At 63.1% G+C, this 15,326-nt stretch carries 15 protein-coding genes; 11 read left to right on the plus strand and 4 right to left on the minus strand.

Annotation, left to right across the window (positions count from 1 at the left end):
- Window positions 1-156 precede the first annotated feature (156 nt).
- The gene (locus CLU85_RS10760) at window positions 157-417 is read left to right on the plus strand and encodes a DUF2789 domain-containing protein (protein ID WP_100410252.1); all 261 of its coding nucleotides are present in this window, start codon (window positions 157-159) and stop codon (window positions 415-417) included.
- Window positions 418-447: 30 nt separating this feature from the next.
- On the opposite strand, the gene CLU85_RS10765 is transcribed toward CLU85_RS10760, so the two are convergent.
- Window positions 448-1,791, minus strand: coding sequence for a lytic murein transglycosylase (locus CLU85_RS10765; protein WP_100410253.1), 1,344 nt, complete (start codon window positions 1,789-1,791; stop codon window positions 448-450).
- A 243-nt stretch (window positions 1,792-2,034) separates the two neighbouring features.
- Here CLU85_RS10765 and sbcB point away from each other — a divergent pair, with 243 nt between their 5' ends.
- The 4 genes from sbcB (at window position 2,035) to CLU85_RS10785 (ending at window position 6,986) form a co-directional block, all read left to right on the plus strand.
- Window positions 2,035-3,483 carry an exodeoxyribonuclease I gene (sbcB, locus tag CLU85_RS10770; protein ID WP_100410254.1) on the plus strand — a complete coding sequence of 483 codons (1,449 nt, stop codon included), beginning with the start codon at window positions 2,035-2,037 and terminating at the stop codon, window positions 3,481-3,483.
- Window positions 3,484-3,632: 149 nt separating this feature from the next.
- Entirely contained in the window at window positions 3,633-4,880 is a 1,248-nt protein-coding gene (locus CLU85_RS10775) for a cystathionine gamma-synthase family protein (protein ID WP_100410255.1), read from the plus strand.
- A 54-nt stretch (window positions 4,881-4,934) separates the two neighbouring features.
- On the plus strand, window positions 4,935-6,254 hold the full coding sequence (locus tag CLU85_RS10780) for a protein kinase (RefSeq protein WP_100410256.1): 1,320 nt from the start codon (window positions 4,935-4,937) through the stop codon (window positions 6,252-6,254).
- Between the two features lie 306 nt (window positions 6,255-6,560).
- Window positions 6,561-6,986 carry a DUF1801 domain-containing protein gene (locus tag CLU85_RS10785; RefSeq protein WP_100410257.1) on the plus strand — a complete coding sequence of 142 codons (426 nt, stop codon included), beginning with the start codon at window positions 6,561-6,563 and terminating at the stop codon, window positions 6,984-6,986.
- 294 nt (window positions 6,987-7,280) lie between these two features.
- Here CLU85_RS10785 and CLU85_RS10790 read toward each other — a convergent pair whose 3' ends face one another.
- On the minus strand, window positions 7,281-8,510 hold the full coding sequence (locus CLU85_RS10790; RefSeq protein WP_100410258.1) for a nucleoside recognition domain-containing protein: 1,230 nt from the start codon (window positions 8,508-8,510) through the stop codon (window positions 7,281-7,283).
- Window positions 8,511-8,745: 235 nt separating this feature from the next.
- Here CLU85_RS10790 and CLU85_RS10795 point away from each other — a divergent pair, with 235 nt between their 5' ends.
- The 5 genes from CLU85_RS10795 to CLU85_RS10815 all read left to right on the plus strand — a co-directional run bounded on the left by CLU85_RS10795 (window position 8,746) and on the right by CLU85_RS10815 (window position 12,624).
- Window positions 8,746-9,459, plus strand: coding sequence for a YebC/PmpR family DNA-binding transcriptional regulator (locus CLU85_RS10795; protein WP_100412483.1), 714 nt, complete (start codon window positions 8,746-8,748; stop codon window positions 9,457-9,459).
- Between the two features lie 67 nt (window positions 9,460-9,526).
- The gene (locus tag CLU85_RS10800) at window positions 9,527-9,826 is read left to right on the plus strand and encodes a J domain-containing protein (RefSeq protein WP_100410259.1); all 300 of its coding nucleotides are present in this window, start codon (window positions 9,527-9,529) and stop codon (window positions 9,824-9,826) included.
- The gene (locus CLU85_RS10805; RefSeq protein ID WP_100410260.1) at window positions 9,823-10,401 is read left to right on the plus strand and encodes a hypothetical protein; all 579 of its coding nucleotides are present in this window, start codon (window positions 9,823-9,825) and stop codon (window positions 10,399-10,401) included. The genes CLU85_RS10800 and CLU85_RS10805 overlap by 4 nt, the downstream gene beginning before the upstream one ends.
- Before the next feature lie 161 nt (window positions 10,402-10,562).
- The gene (locus CLU85_RS10810; RefSeq protein ID WP_100410261.1) at window positions 10,563-11,324 is read left to right on the plus strand and encodes a hypothetical protein; all 762 of its coding nucleotides are present in this window, start codon (window positions 10,563-10,565) and stop codon (window positions 11,322-11,324) included.
- 4 nt (window positions 11,325-11,328) lie between these two features.
- Window positions 11,329-12,624 carry a hypothetical protein gene (locus CLU85_RS10815; RefSeq protein ID WP_100410262.1) on the plus strand — a complete coding sequence of 432 codons (1,296 nt, stop codon included), beginning with the start codon at window positions 11,329-11,331 and terminating at the stop codon, window positions 12,622-12,624.
- Window positions 12,625-12,698: 74 nt separating this feature from the next.
- On the opposite strand, the gene map is transcribed toward CLU85_RS10815, so the two are convergent.
- Both map and CLU85_RS10825 read right to left on the minus strand, forming a co-directional pair.
- Window positions 12,699-13,493, minus strand: a complete 795-nt coding sequence (gene map / locus CLU85_RS10820; protein ID WP_100410263.1) for a type I methionyl aminopeptidase — start codon at window positions 13,491-13,493, stop codon at window positions 12,699-12,701.
- Window positions 13,490-13,747: a ParD-like family protein gene (locus CLU85_RS10825; RefSeq protein WP_100410264.1), complete on the minus strand. Its 258-nt coding sequence runs from the start codon at window positions 13,745-13,747 to the stop codon at window positions 13,490-13,492. The genes map and CLU85_RS10825 overlap by 4 nt, the downstream gene beginning before the upstream one ends.
- Window positions 13,748-14,044: 297 nt before the next feature.
- Here CLU85_RS10825 and CLU85_RS10830 point away from each other — a divergent pair, with 297 nt between their 5' ends.
- Window positions 14,045-15,220, plus strand: coding sequence for a GGDEF domain-containing protein (locus CLU85_RS10830; protein WP_100410265.1), 1,176 nt, complete (start codon window positions 14,045-14,047; stop codon window positions 15,218-15,220).
- The last annotated feature ends 106 nt before the right edge of the window (window positions 15,221-15,326 follow it).

Consider the following 15,326-nt stretch of genomic DNA (forward strand, 5'->3'; position numbering starts at 1 on the left):
GGCAAACACCCAATCTGAACAGGTCGCGCATCGAGTTGCGTCAGTGCCGGTTGAATCGCTCTCCAAGCTGCTATGTTTCTGGTTTTGGCGACGCGGCCGCTTCGCTCTTGCATGCAACCGCCGCTAGCTGCTTTCCATTTTTCAAGGAGTCTTCCCATGATCACGACCAGTCCTTCCATGACCCATCTGTTTGAGCAACTCGGGCTGGATGCCAGCACGCAGGGAATTGCCGAGTTCATCAAGGGCCACCAGTTGGCCACTGAGGTAGCGCTTTGTGATGCGCCTTATTGGAGCGAGGCGCAGCGGCAGTTTCTGGGGGAGCAGATCAAGTCCGATGCGCCATGGGCGCTGATCGTGGACCAGTTCAGCGAGTCACTGCATTCCGACGCGGTGCACCGCAGCTCGGGGCTGAACTGAACAAACAAGTGCCATCGGTGCGGCCAGGCCTCAGCGCGCGGGTGCTGATGAGGGGCCAAGGGATTGGGCTCCTCTGAGCCGATCCAGCAGTTCGAGGGTGGCGTAACCATCGGCCACCAGGCCTTCGCTTTGCTGGTAGCGCCGCAGACCTGCTCGGGTGGCGGGCCCCTGCACACCGTCGGGGGTTCCCGTGTCAAAGCCGCGCAGGTTCAGCGCGGTTTGCAGCGCCTGCACTTGTTCGCGTGACAGGGGCGGCAGGTCACGCGGCCACGCTGCGGCAATGGGGGCACCGCCCTCGATCTGTTGCGCCAGCTGTGCCACTCCCAGGGCATACGTCACGGCATTGTTGTAACGCAGCAAGGTACGGAAGTTGTGCCCCACCAGAAACGCGGGTCCGCGTGCGCCTGCTGGTGTGAGGATGGAGGTGTTGTCCAGCGCCGGCATGGGTTGCCCATTCATGGGCTGCACGCCTTCGGCAGCCCACTGTTGGGACGACTGCCGTACCGTCAGTTCTGTGCGTGCGTAGTCAAACCCCACAGGCAACCGGACCTCCAGGCCCCACATTTCTCCCCGGCGCCAGCCTTCGCCCGCCAGAAACGCTGCCGTGGACGCCGCCACATCCGGCACGCTGCCCCAGATGTCGCGATGGCCATCGCCATCGGCATCCACCGCGTGTGCAAGGAACACCGATGGCAGGAACTGGGTGTGGCCCATGGCGCCCGCCCAGGATCCGATCATGCGGTCAGCGGCAATGTCCCCCTGGTCGATGATGCGCAAGGCCGCCAGCAGCTCGGTTTGCGCCCAGCTGCGGCGCCGGCCTTCATAGGCCAGCGTGGCCAATGCATCGACGGTACGGAAGCTGCCGAAATTGCTGCCGTAGTTGCTTTCCATGCCCCAAATGGCGGTGATGACGGCCGCAGGCACCCCAAAGCGGCTGGAGGCCGCTTGCAATGGGGCGGCGTGCTCGGCCAGCTTGGCCTGCCCCTGCGCTACGCGCTGCGTAGACACGGCACTGTCCAGGTAGGCCCAGGGTGTGCGCGTGAACTCGGGTTGGGCGCGGTCCAGCTCAATAATTCTGGGCTGCCATTGGGCGCTGGCGAGCACATTGCGCACCGTGTCGGGACGGATTCCTGCTTTCAGGGCCTGGTCCAGGAAGGCTGTTCGCCAAACGATAAACCCGGCGGTATGGTCTGCGCTGCCGGTGTCCGCTGCGGGTGGGGGGCTCACAGAGGGGCGGGTGGCGCTGACCGGCGCGGAAGACGCGGTTGGCGATGCTGCAGAAGTTGCGCTGGCAGGATGATCCCGGGGCGCGGGTGCCGAGGCGCAGCCCGTGAGCACCAGGGCGGTCATCAGCGTGGGGCCGAATGCGAACATTGCGGCCTTGTTACGCCGTGGCCGAATCGGTAGATGGGTATTGCTTTGCATGCGCCATTGTCCTGCGTGGCAGCGACGCCCTTCCGGTGCAGGTGTATCACTGCGTGCTGGGCGATGGATGTTGCTCACTATTATTTTGATAGCTGCTAGCGCTTTATCTGTATGCGCTAGAGGGCAAAATGGCGTCAAATCCGGTTACAGTTGCTGCCTCGCCCCTGTCTTGCACTCTCGCGCTCACTGACCATGGCCCCCCACACTTTTCTCTGGCACGACTACGAAACCTTTGGTGCCAACACGCGCCGTGACCGGCCCGCGCAGTTCGCAGCCATTCGCACGGATGCCGAGCTCAATGAAATCGGCGAGCCGCTGATGCTCTATTGCCAGCCCGCCAACGATTACCTGCCTGACCCGGTCTCGTGCCTCATCACCGGCATCACGCCCCAGCAGTGCCTGGAGCAGGGCGTGCCAGAGCACCAGTTCGCCGCCCGCATTGAGGCCGAGTTTGCCCAGCCCGGCACCATCGGCGTGGGCTACAACACCATCCGGTTTGACGACGAGATCACGCGCTTCATGTTCTGGCGCAACCTCATCGACCCCTATGCGCGCGAATGGCAGAACCAGTGTGGCCGCTGGGATTTGCTGGACGTGGTCCGCATGACCTATGCGCTGCGGCCTGATGGCATTCATTGGCCAAAAAAGGAGGACGGCACCACGCCCAGCTTCAAGCTGGAGCACCTGTCCAAAGCCAACGGCCTGCTGCACGAGGCCGCGCACGATGCGCTGTCGGACGTGCGCGCCACCATTGCGCTGGCGCGGCTGATTCGCCAGCACAACACCAAGCTGTTTGACTTTGCGCTCAGCCTGCACAAAAAAGACCGCGTTGCCGCCGAGTTGCGCCTGCCTGCCACCACCACCACGGCCAAGCCGTTTCTGCATGTGTCTGGCATGTTCCCCACCGAGCGCGGTTGCTTGGCCGTGATGTGGCCGCTGGCCAGCCACCCCACCAACAAAAACGAACTGATCGCCTGGGACCTGGCCCACGACCCGGCGCCGCTCGCCACCATGGGCCCCGATGAAATCCGCCTGCGAATGTTCAGCAAGGCCGACGCGCTGCCCGAGGGCATGACGCGCCTGCCGGTCAAGACCATTCACCTGAACAAATCCCCCATGGTGGTGGGCAATGTGAACACGCTTACCCCCGCGCTGGCGCAGCGCTGGGGCATCGACATGGCCCAGGCCGCAGCGCATGCTGATGTGGCGCGGGGGCTGCCCGACATGAGTGGCATCTGGCCCGCCGTGTTTGCGTGCCCGCCAGAGGCGTCTCCGGACGTGGACCAGGACCTGTACGGTGGTTTTGTGGGCAACAACGATCGCCGCCTGCTGAATGACCTGCGCACCTTGAGCGGCGACAAGTTGGCCAAGGCGCGCGCGAACTTTGATGACCCGCGCCTGGCAGAGCTGTTCTGGCGCTACCGGGCGCGCAACTTTCCGCAAACGCTGTCGCCCGAAGAGACTGAACGTTGGGAGTCCCACCGTGCCGTCTGCCTGTTTGACGGGCAGGGCGGGGCGCGCACGGTGGAGCAACTGTTCACCGAAATCGACGAACTCTCTGAGACGGCGGACGACGACCGTACGCAGGACATCCTGGGCGCCTTGTACGATTACGCAGAACACATCGCACCGGAACGGTAGCCCCCTGAGGCGCTGCGCGCCTTCCGCCCAGAGGGGGGACGCACCCCGGTGGCCTGGCAGAGCCAGTTCCAAGGGGGCGCTGGCACCAGGGCGTGCCAGTATTGTTCGCCCCACCTTGCACGTAGACCGCAGAAACAGCGCAGATTTTTATGATGACATCACCAAACCACCGCTTCACCACCCAGATCGTGCACGCCGACCGCCTGGGCGGCGCCGAGCAGGGTGCCATCCACCAGCCCATCCACACCTCGGTGCAGTACGGCTATGACAAGGTCGAAGACCTGATCGCCGTGTTTCAGGGCACCGCCAAGGGTGGCTTCAACTACGCGCGCCAGGGCACGCCCACCACGGCGGCGCTGGAGGCCAAGTTGACGCAGATGGAGCGCGGGCACGGTTCCATCGTGTTTTCTACCGGCATGGCCGGCATCTGCGCGGTGTTTCTGACCTTGCTGAAGGCGGGAGACCACTTGGTGTGCAGCCAGTTCGTGTTTGGCAACACCAACAGCGTGCTGGGCACACTGGCTGACCTGGGCGTTGATGTGACCATGGTGGACGTGACCCGCGCCGCCAACGTGGCCGCCGCGCTGCGCCCCAACACCCGCATGGTGTTTGTCGAAACCATTGCCAACCCCGGCACGCAGATCCCCGACCTCGAAGGCATCGGTGCCCTTTGCAAAGCGCATCGTGCCCTGTACGTGGTGGACAACACCGTCGCGTCGCCCTACCTGTTTCGCGCCAGCAGCGTGGGGGCGGGCCTGGTGGTCAACTCGCTCACCAAGAGCATTGGCGGGCATGGCGACGCGCTGGGCGGCGCCATCACTGACACCGGCTTGTTCGACTGGTCGGGCTACCCCAACATTTTTGCGGCCTACCGCAAGGGCGACGCCAAGGGCTGGGGCCTGCAACAGCTGCGCAAAAAGGGCCTGCGCGACATGGGCGGCACCTTGTCGTCGCATGCCGCGCACCAACTGGCGCTGGGGGCCGAAACGCTGGCGCTGCGCATGGACCGCACCAGTGCCACCGCGCTGGCGCTGGCGCAATGGCTGGAGCAACACCCCGCCGTGTCGCGCGTGCTGTACCCCCTGCTGCCATCACACCCGCAGCACGAAAGGGCGCGCAAACACCTCAAGGCAGGCTCCTGGCTGCTGTCGTTTGAGCTGCGCGACCCTGCGCAATGCCTGCCCGTGTGCAACCGGCTGCAGCTGCCCATCAAGGCCACAGGGCTGGCCGACACGCGCACCCTGATCATCCCGGTGGCGCACACCATCTTCTGGGAGGCCGGCCCGGCTGTGCGCGCCACCATGGGCATGGCCGACAGCATGATCCGCCTGTCGGTAGGGCTCGAAGAAGTGGAAGATCTGCTGGCCGACTTTGAGCAGGCGCTCGCCGAAGCCTGACCCCATCTACACCGACCCCTTCCCGAACCGCCCACCCTGACCGGGAGCCCCACCATGGCCACAGCCACCTCTGCCCCACCTGCCACCATCGGCAAGTACCGCATCGAACGCGAATTGGGCCGGGGCGCCAGCGGCGTCGTGTATTTGGGGCTGGACGGCTTTCGGGGCCGCAAGGTGGCCATCAAGCAGACGCACGCCCACCTGCTCAAACAACCGGAGCTGGCTGACCGCTACCGCAAGCTGCTGCGCAACGAGGCCGCACTGTCGGGCCGCTTGCGGCACCCCAACATCGTTCGCCTGCTGGACGCCGACGAAGAAGCTTTTCCGCCGTATCTGGTGCTGGAATTCATCGACGGCCAGGCCCTGTCTGACTTTGCAACGCCCGATACCTTGCTGCCCGTACCGCAGGTGCTCGACATTGCCTTCAAGTGCTGCAACGCGCTCGAATACGCTTGCCGCGAAGGCTTGGTGCACCGCGACATCAAACCCGCCAACCTGATGCTGGCGCGCGATGGCGACGTCAAGCTGACCGACTTTGGCGCCGCGCTGTCCCTGCGAAGCGACGCTACCCAGCTGTCGGGCCTGGTGGGCTCGCCGTCTTACATGTCGCCCGAGCAAGTGCGCGAGCAAGACCTCACGCACCACAGCGACATGTTCTCGCTGGCCGTGGTGGTGTACGAACTGCTCACCGGCCGTCGCCCGTTTGATGGCGACACCGACTTTGCGACGCTCTACAAGATCAGCCACGAAACGCCCACACCGCCCAGCCTGCTGCGTGCCTCGCTGCCCGCGCATGTGGATGACGTGTTGCTGCGCGCCCTGGCCAAGCAGCCTGCCGACCGCTTTGCCACCTGGGACGACTTTGCCCAAGCCCTGCTGGCCGCCCACCAGAGCCTGCCTCGCCAACGATCCCAAGACACCGAAGCCGAGCGATTTGCCTGCTTGCGTGCGCTGCCCTTCTTTGCCGATTTTCACGACGTGGCGCTGTGGGAGTTGATGCGCCTGGGCCACTGGCGCAGGCTGGAGGCAGGCACCGTGCTGATGCGCGAAAACACCCCCGGCGACTCGTTCTGCATCCTCATCGAAGGCCAGGTCGCCATCAGCCGCCAAGGCTGGAGCCTGAGCACCCTGGGCGCCGGTGTCACCTTGGGCGAAATGACCTACCTGCGCCCCGAGAACAAAATGCGCACCGCCTCCGCCGTGGCCGAGACCGAGGTGCTGGTGCTCAAGGTGCGCAACCCCGCGCTGCGCGAAGCGTCCGAAGACTTGCAGTCACGCTTTGACAAGGCCTTTATCAAACTGCTGGTGGGGCGGCTGGTGGCCACCAACGAGCAGTTGGCGGAATGGGAGCAGGGGTTGAGTGAGCCGGAGTGAGGGGGTATGACCGCCCAGAGCCAAAGATGAGGCCGCTCGGCTCATGTGAGATGTTGACTATTGAATTCATAGCTGCTCGCGCTTTATGGGTAAGCGCTAGAGACCCAAAAGGCATTAAAAGTGGGTGCTGAGCGTTTCTGCCCCACGGGCCGAAGTAGAGCTTGTTTCCACTGGCTTACAAGCTGCAGCTGCAAGCCAGTTTCAGGAGAAATGAGTGTCCGGAACCCGGCACTGCAGTGGATCGGCTGCACTGCCCACTGAATCTAGACGTCAGGCGTCCCCAGTCCGTTGAACCGAGAGATTTGCATGAAGCCATTTGCCAGCGCCGAGGTTGCCGCGAAGTTCGCTGCGTATCCGCCCAACGTGCGAGCCAAGCTCTTGGCTCTGAGGGAACTCGTTTTCGAAACCGCCGCTACTGCGGACGGCGCTGGAGAAATCGAAGAGACGCTGAAATGGGGTGAGCCTGCTTACGCCACGAAGAACAAAAATGGCAGCACGGTGCGGATGGACTGGAAGAATCAGCATCCCAATCAGTACGCGATGTACTTCAACTGCCAGACCGATCTGGTCGAGACTTTTCGAACCATTTTCCCCACTGACTTCACGTTCGAAGGAAACCGGGCATTGGTGTTCTCACTGGAAGACAAGGTGCCGAAAGACTCCCTGGCAATGTGCATTGCCGCATCTTTCACCTATCACTTGAAGAAGAAGGGTGCAAAGGGTGCGAGGTGATGCCCAACCCTTCCATCGAGTTGTCACTCCCCGGCAAGCTGGCTTGCTCCTCTCATGCCAAACGTTGAGCGGAGGCATCGTTTGGTCCTCACTGCTGCTATTGGCTGCGCCTGTCCGTTAGCCGTCGCAGGATCGCGCAACGAGAAGACTTGAGGTCGAAGGGCCAAGATCGCAATAAGCGGCGGGTCACCTTGTGTCTTCCACGCAGACAGGCGCACATTGAACTATCAAAAGAATAGCTGCTTGCGCTTAATGGGTAAGCGCTAGAGGCCAATTTGGCTTGAATTTTTTCCATCAGCCAAAGAACCAGTAGCACACCCCAATGGCCGCCACCACACCGGCCAACTCGGCCAGCAAGGCGCAGCCCACAGCGTGGCGTGCGCGCTGGATGCCGACGGCGCCAAAGTACACGGCCAGCACGTAGAAGGTGGTCTCGGTGCTGCCCTGGATGGTGGCGGCGGCCAGCGCGGCGAAGCTGTCCACGCCCTGGGCCTGCATGGTTTCGATCAGCATGGCGCGGGCTGCGCTGCCTGAAAAGGGTTTGACCAGGGCGGTGGGCAGGGCGTCCACAAACCGGGTGTCGGCGCCCAGCAGCTCCACGCACCAGCGGATGCCATCCAGCACATAGCCCAGCGCCCCCGACGCGCGAAACACCCCGACGGCGCACAACATGGCCACCAGGTAGGGCAGCAGGCTTTTGGCCACGTCGAAACCTTCGCGGGCTCCGTCGATGAACGCCTCGTACAAGGGCACCTTGCGCCATGCGCCCACCGCCACAAACAGCACGATGAGCGAGAAAAGTGTGAGGTTGCCCAGCAGCGATGACAGTTGCGCGAGGGCTGTGGCGCTCAGTGTGGTCAGCAGCGCCATGAAGCCACCCAGGCCCAGCGCTACCGGCAGCAGGTAGGCCAGCACCACGGGGCTCCACAGCGGCAGGCGCTGCACCACGGCCACGCTGAGCAGGCCCACCAGGGTGGATGCCGAGGTGGCCAGCAGGATGGGCAGGAAGACGAGCGTCGGGTCGGCCGCGCCCTGCTGCATGCGGTACATGAAGATCGTCACCGGCAGCAAGGTAAGTGATGAGGCGTTGAGTACCAGAAACAGGATCTGCGCGTTGGTGGCCGTGTCGGGCCGGGGGTTCAGCTCTTGCAGGGCCTTCATGGCCTTCAGGCCCATGGGGGTGGCGGCGTTGTCCAGCCCCAGGGCGTTGGCGGCAAAGTTCAGCGTCATCAGGCCCAGGGCAGGGTGGCCGCTGGGCACCTCGGGCATCAGCCGCCGGAACAGCGGCGCCAGCCAGCGGGCCAGCGCGTCCACAATGCCGGCCTTTTCGGCAATGCGCAAAAAGCCCAGCCACAGCGTGAGGGTGCCAAACAGCAGCACCATCACCTCGACCGAGAGCTTGGCCATGGCGAACAGCGACTCGACCATGGCGGCGAAGATCTGCGCGTTGCCGCCCAGCAGCCACTGCGCCAGCGCGGCGACGGCAGCGGTCAGAAAAAAGCCCAGCCACAGGGTGTTGAGCATCAATGGTCCTGCGGAGCGAAGGGTGGAGGGGGGCGCATGGTGCCGAGGTTACCCGTCCCTAGGCGCGAGCGGGTCGTTTGGCGTGGCGGCAAGGCAACGGGGCCGTCAGTGGTAACCTATAGGGTTCGGTTCAGATGTGCATGGCGCCTTTTTTCAAGGGCTCCCAGGGTGCAAAGGGGCCGCAAACAGATTCACAGGCGCCGTGGCGCGCCGCAACTCCAAGAAAGACATCACCATGGGCGCGCAGTGGAAAGCAAAAGGCAAGGCACAGGCCGCAGATGCCAGAGGCAAGCTGTTTGGCAAGCTGGCCAAGGAAATCATGGTCGCCGCACGCGGCGGCGCTGACCCGGCTGGTAATTCCAAGCTGCGGCTGGTGGTGGAGCAGGCGCGCAAAGTTTCTATGCCCAAAGAGACGCTGGACCGTGCCATTAAAAAAGGCGCTGGCATTGGTGGTGAGGCCGTCAGCTTCGAGCACGTGATCTACGAGGGTTACGCCCCGCACCAGGTGGCCGTGATGGTCGAATGCCTGACTGACAACGTCAAACGCACGGCGCCCGAGATGCGCGTGCTGTTCCGCAAGGGCCAACTGGGTACCTCGGGTTCGGTGTCCTGGGACTTTGACCATGTCGGCATGATCGAAGCCGAACCGACCGTTGCGGGCGCCGACCCCGAAGAGGCCGCCATTGAAGCGGGTGCACAAGACTGCGAACCGGGCGACGAAGACGGTACCACCACCTTCTGGACCGACCCTGCAGAACTTGACCTGGTGAGCCGGGCGCTGCCCGCCCACGGTTTCAACGTGCTGTCGGTCAAGCTGGGCTACAAGCCCAAGAACCCCGTCAACCCGGCCAACCTCACCGCTGAACAGCTGGAGGAAGTCGAAAGCTTTCTGGCGGCCATTGACGGCAACGACGATGTGCAGAACGTGTTTGTGAGCCTGGGCGGTTGATGCGGCCCTTGCCCGCAGGCCGTGGCATTTGCCAGCAACCGCTGGAAGCCGCTTTGAATTTTTGCCCATGACCGCAGACCACTACGCCGCCCTCGGGCTCGCGGCCAACGCGTCGCTGGCCGACATCAAGAAGGCGTTTCGCCAGAAGGCGTCGTTCTACCACCCGGACCGCAATGACGCGCCTGACGCAGCCCTGCAGTTTCAGGCGGTGCAAAAGGCCTATGAGGTGCTGTCTGATGACACCGCCCGCCAGGCCTACGACGACAACCGCCGCCGCAACCTGCTGGACGACCCGCTGCAGACCGCGCAGGAGATCTGGCAGGCCTATTCCACGCGCATTTTTTCTTCTTCTTCGTCTTCTACGTGAAACTTTCTCCTTATTTTCAAGACCTGCGCTCCGCCTACCAGGCCGAGCTGGATGACTTGGTATCCGATTCCGAGGGCAACGATGTTCTGCGCAAGCGCCTGGCCGAAAAGCGCAATGAGATTGCGTTTTTGGTGCAGATGATGGAACTGGCCCCCGAGATGGTGGCTGTGGTGTTTCACCGGGGATTCCGTTTCGTCAAGCCTGCAGCCGTCGAGCACCTGCTGGGCCTGCCCGTGGACGATTTGCCCGAATGGCACAGCCTGACCCACGCCATCACGCTGGAGCCCTGGGCCGCCAGCCTGGCGGAAACCGTTCTGCGCGAGCCGCAAGGTGCGCGTTTCTTGGCCGTGGCCGCCGGGTTGGAATACCTGCAGCAACACGCCCGCATGGCACCTGCGGCGGCATCGCACGCGGACGGCGATGGTGAATCGGATGACGCCGAAGATGCCGCAGAACATGACGACGGCTACGACGCGCTGAGCGCCGATGACGCGGCGGATCCAAAAAACAACCGCAGCCGCGAAGAAGCCAGCTCCAACTGGTTGTCTGATGTGGGCTTTGACCGGAAGGACTAGCCCACGCTAGCCCCCCTGAGTCGCTTCGCTCCATCCGCCGAGGGGGGCGGCTCCGGAGGCCCGGTGGAGCCGGTTCCACGGCGGCGCTGGCCTTGGCAAGCGTCAGTTTCAACCGCTTGCGCAATGCGTACAGCGCAACGGACCAATGAAAAGGAATTCGCATGAGCAACAACACCCATCTCGCGCTGATCACCAAAACCACCAGCCTGATTGCGGCCGGTGACATCGTGGGCGCTGAATCGGCGTTGGCCGAACTGGCCGACACCGACGGTGACGGCGCGCTGATGGTGGTCCTGGACCAGCTCGCGCCCAAGGACATCCTGGCCGTGATGCGCGAGTACGACGAGTCCAAGGCCTCCGTGGTCAACATGCTGGTCACGCCCGCGCAGTTTGCCCGCGCCATGGTGCTGGAAAAGCAGTACAAAGACCTCACGCACACCCACCTGCGCAGCATGGTCAACGCGGTCATCTTCCGCGACGATGCCGATACCGTGGAGTTTTTGACAGCCATTGGCGACCTCGACGGGGGCGCCGAGGCGCTGGCCAACTACTTTGCCGAAAAGTGGAGCCGTATCGAGGCCTTCGCCCGCACCGGCACTTTTGACGCGGTCGAAGACTACGGCCTGACGCTGACTGACGATGAACTGCTGGCCTCGGGCTATGTGCAGCCGCGCATTGACCAGGACGAGGTGGCCGATCGCGACTGGATGCAAATGGCCTGGTTGCTGCGCTACGAGTGCCGTGACTTGTTCATCGAAACCCTGCTGGTGCTGCGCGCCAAGGCCCGCGCCTTTGAGTTGGGCCTGGAAGAGGGCGACGAACCCGCCGCTGAAGAAGACGACGGCAAGTTTGAAACCAGCGACACGGACCGCGGCAAGGCCACGCCGGCTGCGCGCGCATCCGACGAAGAATCCGCTATCTGACGCAATGAGTAGCAGTCCTAGCACCCCACAGGAGTTTGCTGAGCAGGCGCTTTCGTCAGCCTTGTCGCTGCACGACGCCCGTCCATTTTTAGAAAAGGCGTTGGCCTATGGCGTGCAGCATGGCGTGCTGGGTGCGGACAAGATCGCGGCCATCAATGCCGATGCGCCCAAGGGGATCGTGCAGATTGCGCGGTACTTTGGCAGCGAGTTTTTGCGCCCCGAGCTGGAAAAGGCACGAGACCGCATGGTCAACCTCATCAGCCTGTACCTGCTGGACACCACCGAAGGGGATCTGCACAAGGCCGCCGTGTCGCTGCGGGACCATTCGTTCCTGTCGCGCTCCAAAGGCGGCTCGGACATGCTCAAGCGCCTGATTGCCCTGCCCGAAAGCAGCAACTTTGGCATGGCCGGGTATGCAGATGCCGAGACTCCGCTGCTTGCGATGTGGTCGCTGCGCAGCCATGCCGACTACCGCGCCGAGCTGGCCCGCCGCACGCAAATAGCGCAGGCTATCTCCGCCGCCCAGTGGCTGGCAGAACAATACGACCTGGATACTGACGAGTTGGAAGCCGCAGGTGCTGATGCCGAGGCGGTGATTCGCACCGGGCTGTTGATGCAGGTCCTGGCCCCCAAGGCCATGGAGCTGGGTGAATGGCCCCATGCCACCGCGTTCGAAAAAAGGATCACCGAGCAGCGCAAGAAGAAGCTGACCGTTTCGGCCCCATTGCGGCTGCCTGGGGGCGTGCCTCCAGATCTGCGCGATGCCATGCTGGCCCAGTGCGCCACTGTGCTGGCTGACCTGCCCAAGCTGCTCGATGCCACGGCGCCCCTGCGTACGCTGCTGCGCGCCACGGGTGCTTTCCGCGCGCGGTACTTCCTGCTGGACGACCCTCTGGCAGAGGTGGACGACTACCACCGCAGCCTGGATGACCTGGAGCAGGGCGGGGATGAGCCTCCGCAGCCTGCCAGCAAGATCTGGATCAAGACCACCGGAGGCAACGACGATGAGCATTCACTGCTCACGCTGTTCCTGTGTCTTGCAGCGGGTGCGCCCAAGAAGACGCTGTTGACCGAGAAGACTGCTGCCAGCCTGGTGCGCAAGATTCGCAAAGCGGGTCTTCAGCCCGCACTGGCCAGCGACTTCATCCGGGGCCATGCACCCGGCGCCTACCACCAGGACTATCTGGCGCTATGGGCGGGTTTTGTGCAGGAAGCTGAAAAGACGTTGACCAGCGACATGGACTACCAAATGCACGATGCGCTGGCCTTGTTGCGCAGGGAGTGCCACGTCGCTGGATGAGTGCAGTGGGGCGCCTCGGGCTGCCCCCTCTGGTACTGATGGGGCGGTGCAGCCCCTTCGGTCTCGGTTTTCTCTCAGGCGATGGCCGGATACGCCCCTGTGCCTTCGGGCCAGGGCGTGAGCACTTCGAAGCCGTCGGCCGTCACCGCCACCATGTGTTCCCACTGCGCAGACAGCGAGTGGTCGCGGGTGACCACGGTCCAGCCATCGGCCAATTCTTTGGTTTCACGCTTTCCGGCATTGATCATGGGCTCGATGGTGAAGACCATGCCTTCCTCCAGGCGCAGGCCCTGACCGCGGTGGCCGTAGTGCAGCACCTGTGGTTCGTCGTGGTAAACCTGCCCGATGCCGTGCCCGCAATATTCGCGCACCACACTGAAGCGCTCGCGGTGCGCCACCGTCTGAATAGCGTGCCCCACATCACCCAGCGTGGCGCCGGGCCGCACCTGCAAAATGCCCGCCCGCATGGCTTCGTAGGTGGTGTGGACCAGCCGACGCGCCAGAGGTGTGGGTTCGCCGACAAAATACATGCGGCTTGTGTCACCGAACCAGCCATCCTTGATGATCGCCACGTCGATGTTGATGATGTCGCCCGCCTTCAGCACCTTGTCGGGCGCTGGGATGCCGTGGCAGATCACATGGTTCACGGAGGTGCACACCGTCTTGGGGAACCCCAGATAGCCCACGTTGGCGGGGATTACCTTTAATTCGTGCACGATGAAATCGTGACAGCGCTGGTCCAGTTCTTCCGTGCTCACGCCGGGCTTCACGTGGGGGCCGATCATGCGCAACACCTCGGCCGCCAGTTGCCCGGCATCTCGGGCCATGCTAATTTCTGCGGGCGACTTCAGCGAGATACGGGGCTTCATTGTGGAGCCCTTTGTGCGGAGAGACTGGACGGGGTGGCCAGTGACGCAGCCACCGTCGCCATGTCGAACCCCCCGGCCTGCTCGACCCGGATCAGCAGCTGACAGATTTCGCGATGATCGAGGTCTGGATGCAGTTCGGCGAGCATGCCGACACGCATCCAATGTTCAGCCTGCGCGTTGATGGAGCGAGACAGCGCATTGCTGGTCACCCGGAGGTTTTCATGCATTTGGTCGGAAATTTTGACGATACCCATGGCTGAATTATACAAAACATATGCGTTTCGTATGTTTTGTGACAAAGATAGTCGCTTCGTGTGGCGGAGTGCGGCGATTTGGAGGGGCCGCTGCATGCGGTTGACGGTGGCTTTGGTGGTTGGCTTGTGGTGCAGGCCTTCAGCCCCTCAAAGAACACTCACGGAATCTGCGGTTTTGATGCGGCGGCCGGTTACTATTTAGCCCGCTTTCCAGCCAGGTTTGTGAGGCCTGTGGTGCCCACAGATTTTTCGCTGTAGCCGCGCCTTTCAAACCGATTCTCCAGCCCACGCCCTTCAGTGCACAGCCCCACACTCATCATCGTTGCGGCCATTCTTTCGGCGCTGGTCACCGTCGTGCTCTATGCGGTCTGGTATTTCAACCAGCACATACCCGGCCTGCGGCTGTGGATGCTGTCGTTTTCTTGTGCGTCGGTGGCCTGCATCAATCTCTTGGTGCGTGACCATTTTCCGCAAGCGCTGTCGGTAGTCCTGGCACAGGGCTCCATCGCGATGGGCGCCTACCTGTGTTTTTTAGGAAGCCGGGCGTACATGGGCAGGGCGCCTGTTCGGCACGCAATAGCAGCGTGCGCCCTGGCCATGCTGCTGCTGTTGTCTGTGTATTTCACGGTGGTGCAGCCTCACCTGGGGGCCCGTTTTGTGCTGTCGGGCCTGGTGTCGGGTGTTTGTTATCTTTTGACCGCACGCACCATGGCCCATGGTGGCTTTCACAAGGTACCCGCGAGGTATCTGTTTGCGGGCACGATAGGCTTTCACGGCATCTTTTTGCTGGTCAGGCCTGTGCTGTTTCGGTTGGCAGCACCCAATGGCGTGTTGGACTCCGAATCCAGCATGGTGGCAATGTTGTCGCAGTTTGTGGTGCTGGAAGCCACTTTGGCGCTGGTGTTGACAGCATTTGGTGCGCTGATGCTCATCAACGAGTTCATTGCCAGCGAGCTTCGCCACCTTGCCGAGGTAGACCCGCTTACCAACGTGTTCAACCGCCGGGCATTCCTCACGCTGCTGGACAAAGCCATTAGTAATGCGCAGCGCATGCAGACCGCGCTCCCGGTTCTGGTGATGGATCTGGACCATTTCAAGAAGGTCAACGACACCTGGGGGCACCGGGCGGGTGATGATGTGCTGCGCCATTTTGTGGTGCTGGCCAATTGCTGCCTGCGCAAGGAGGACGTGATCGGTCGCCTGGGGGGCGAGGAGTTCGCCATCTTTTTACCCAACGCCGGTGGGGGCGGCGCCATTGCCGTCGCGGAGCGACTGCGCGCCCTGGTCGAGGCGCACCCGGTGGTCACTGGCCAGCGCTCGATTGCGCTCACCGTGAGCGTCGGGGTCACCCTGTGCACCGGCGACGAATCGGCCGACGCAGCGTTGCAGCGAGCCGATGAGGCCATGTACCTGGCCAAGGAGCGGGGGCGCAACCGCGTGGAAATGTCACCCCGGATGTCGATGGCCGCCTGACTTACCGAAGGTACGGGGCCGGGGCGGTGCTTGGCCAGCACTCAGGAACCATCCACGGCAAAAATGGGGGCAGTGTCGGCTGGCCGACCCTGCGCAGGATGTGGCG

Origin of the sequence: Acidovorax sp. 69, assembly GCF_002797445.1 — a bacterium.
In the GTDB taxonomy this organism is placed as follows: domain Bacteria; phylum Pseudomonadota; class Gammaproteobacteria; order Burkholderiales; family Burkholderiaceae_C; genus Acidovorax.

What these genes read in the sequence shown, in the direction of transcription:
- CLU85_RS10785 (WP_100410257.1), top strand. Translation starts at nt 6,561, where the DNA reads ATGAAGCCATTTGCCAGCGCCGAGGTTGCCGCGAAGTTCGCTGCGTAT.
- CLU85_RS10780 (WP_100410256.1), top strand. Translation starts at nt 4,935, where the DNA reads ATGGCCACAGCCACCTCTGCCCCACCTGCCACCATCGGCAAGTACCGC.
- sbcB (WP_100410254.1), top strand. Translation starts at nt 2,035, where the DNA reads ATGGCCCCCCACACTTTTCTCTGGCACGACTACGAAACCTTTGGTGCC.
- CLU85_RS10775 (WP_100410255.1), top strand. Translation starts at nt 3,633, where the DNA reads ATGATGACATCACCAAACCACCGCTTCACCACCCAGATCGTGCACGCC.
- CLU85_RS10760 (WP_100410252.1), top strand. Translation starts at nt 157, where the DNA reads ATGATCACGACCAGTCCTTCCATGACCCATCTGTTTGAGCAACTCGGG.
- CLU85_RS10825 (WP_100410264.1), bottom strand. Translation starts at nt 13,747, where the DNA reads ATGGGTATCGTCAAAATTTCCGACCAAATGCATGAAAACCTCCGGGTG.
- CLU85_RS10795 (WP_100412483.1), top strand. Translation starts at nt 8,746, where the DNA reads ATGGGCGCGCAGTGGAAAGCAAAAGGCAAGGCACAGGCCGCAGATGCC.
- map (WP_100410263.1), bottom strand. Translation starts at nt 13,493, where the DNA reads ATGAAGCCCCGTATCTCGCTGAAGTCGCCCGCAGAAATTAGCATGGCC.
- CLU85_RS10790 (WP_100410258.1), bottom strand. Translation starts at nt 8,510, where the DNA reads ATGCTCAACACCCTGTGGCTGGGCTTTTTTCTGACCGCTGCCGTCGCC.
- CLU85_RS10815 (WP_100410262.1), top strand. Translation starts at nt 11,329, where the DNA reads ATGAGTAGCAGTCCTAGCACCCCACAGGAGTTTGCTGAGCAGGCGCTT.
- CLU85_RS10800 (WP_100410259.1), top strand. Translation starts at nt 9,527, where the DNA reads ATGACCGCAGACCACTACGCCGCCCTCGGGCTCGCGGCCAACGCGTCG.
- CLU85_RS10810 (WP_100410261.1), top strand. Translation starts at nt 10,563, where the DNA reads ATGAGCAACAACACCCATCTCGCGCTGATCACCAAAACCACCAGCCTG.
- CLU85_RS10765 (WP_100410253.1), bottom strand. Translation starts at nt 1,791, where the DNA reads ATGTTCGCATTCGGCCCCACGCTGATGACCGCCCTGGTGCTCACGGGC.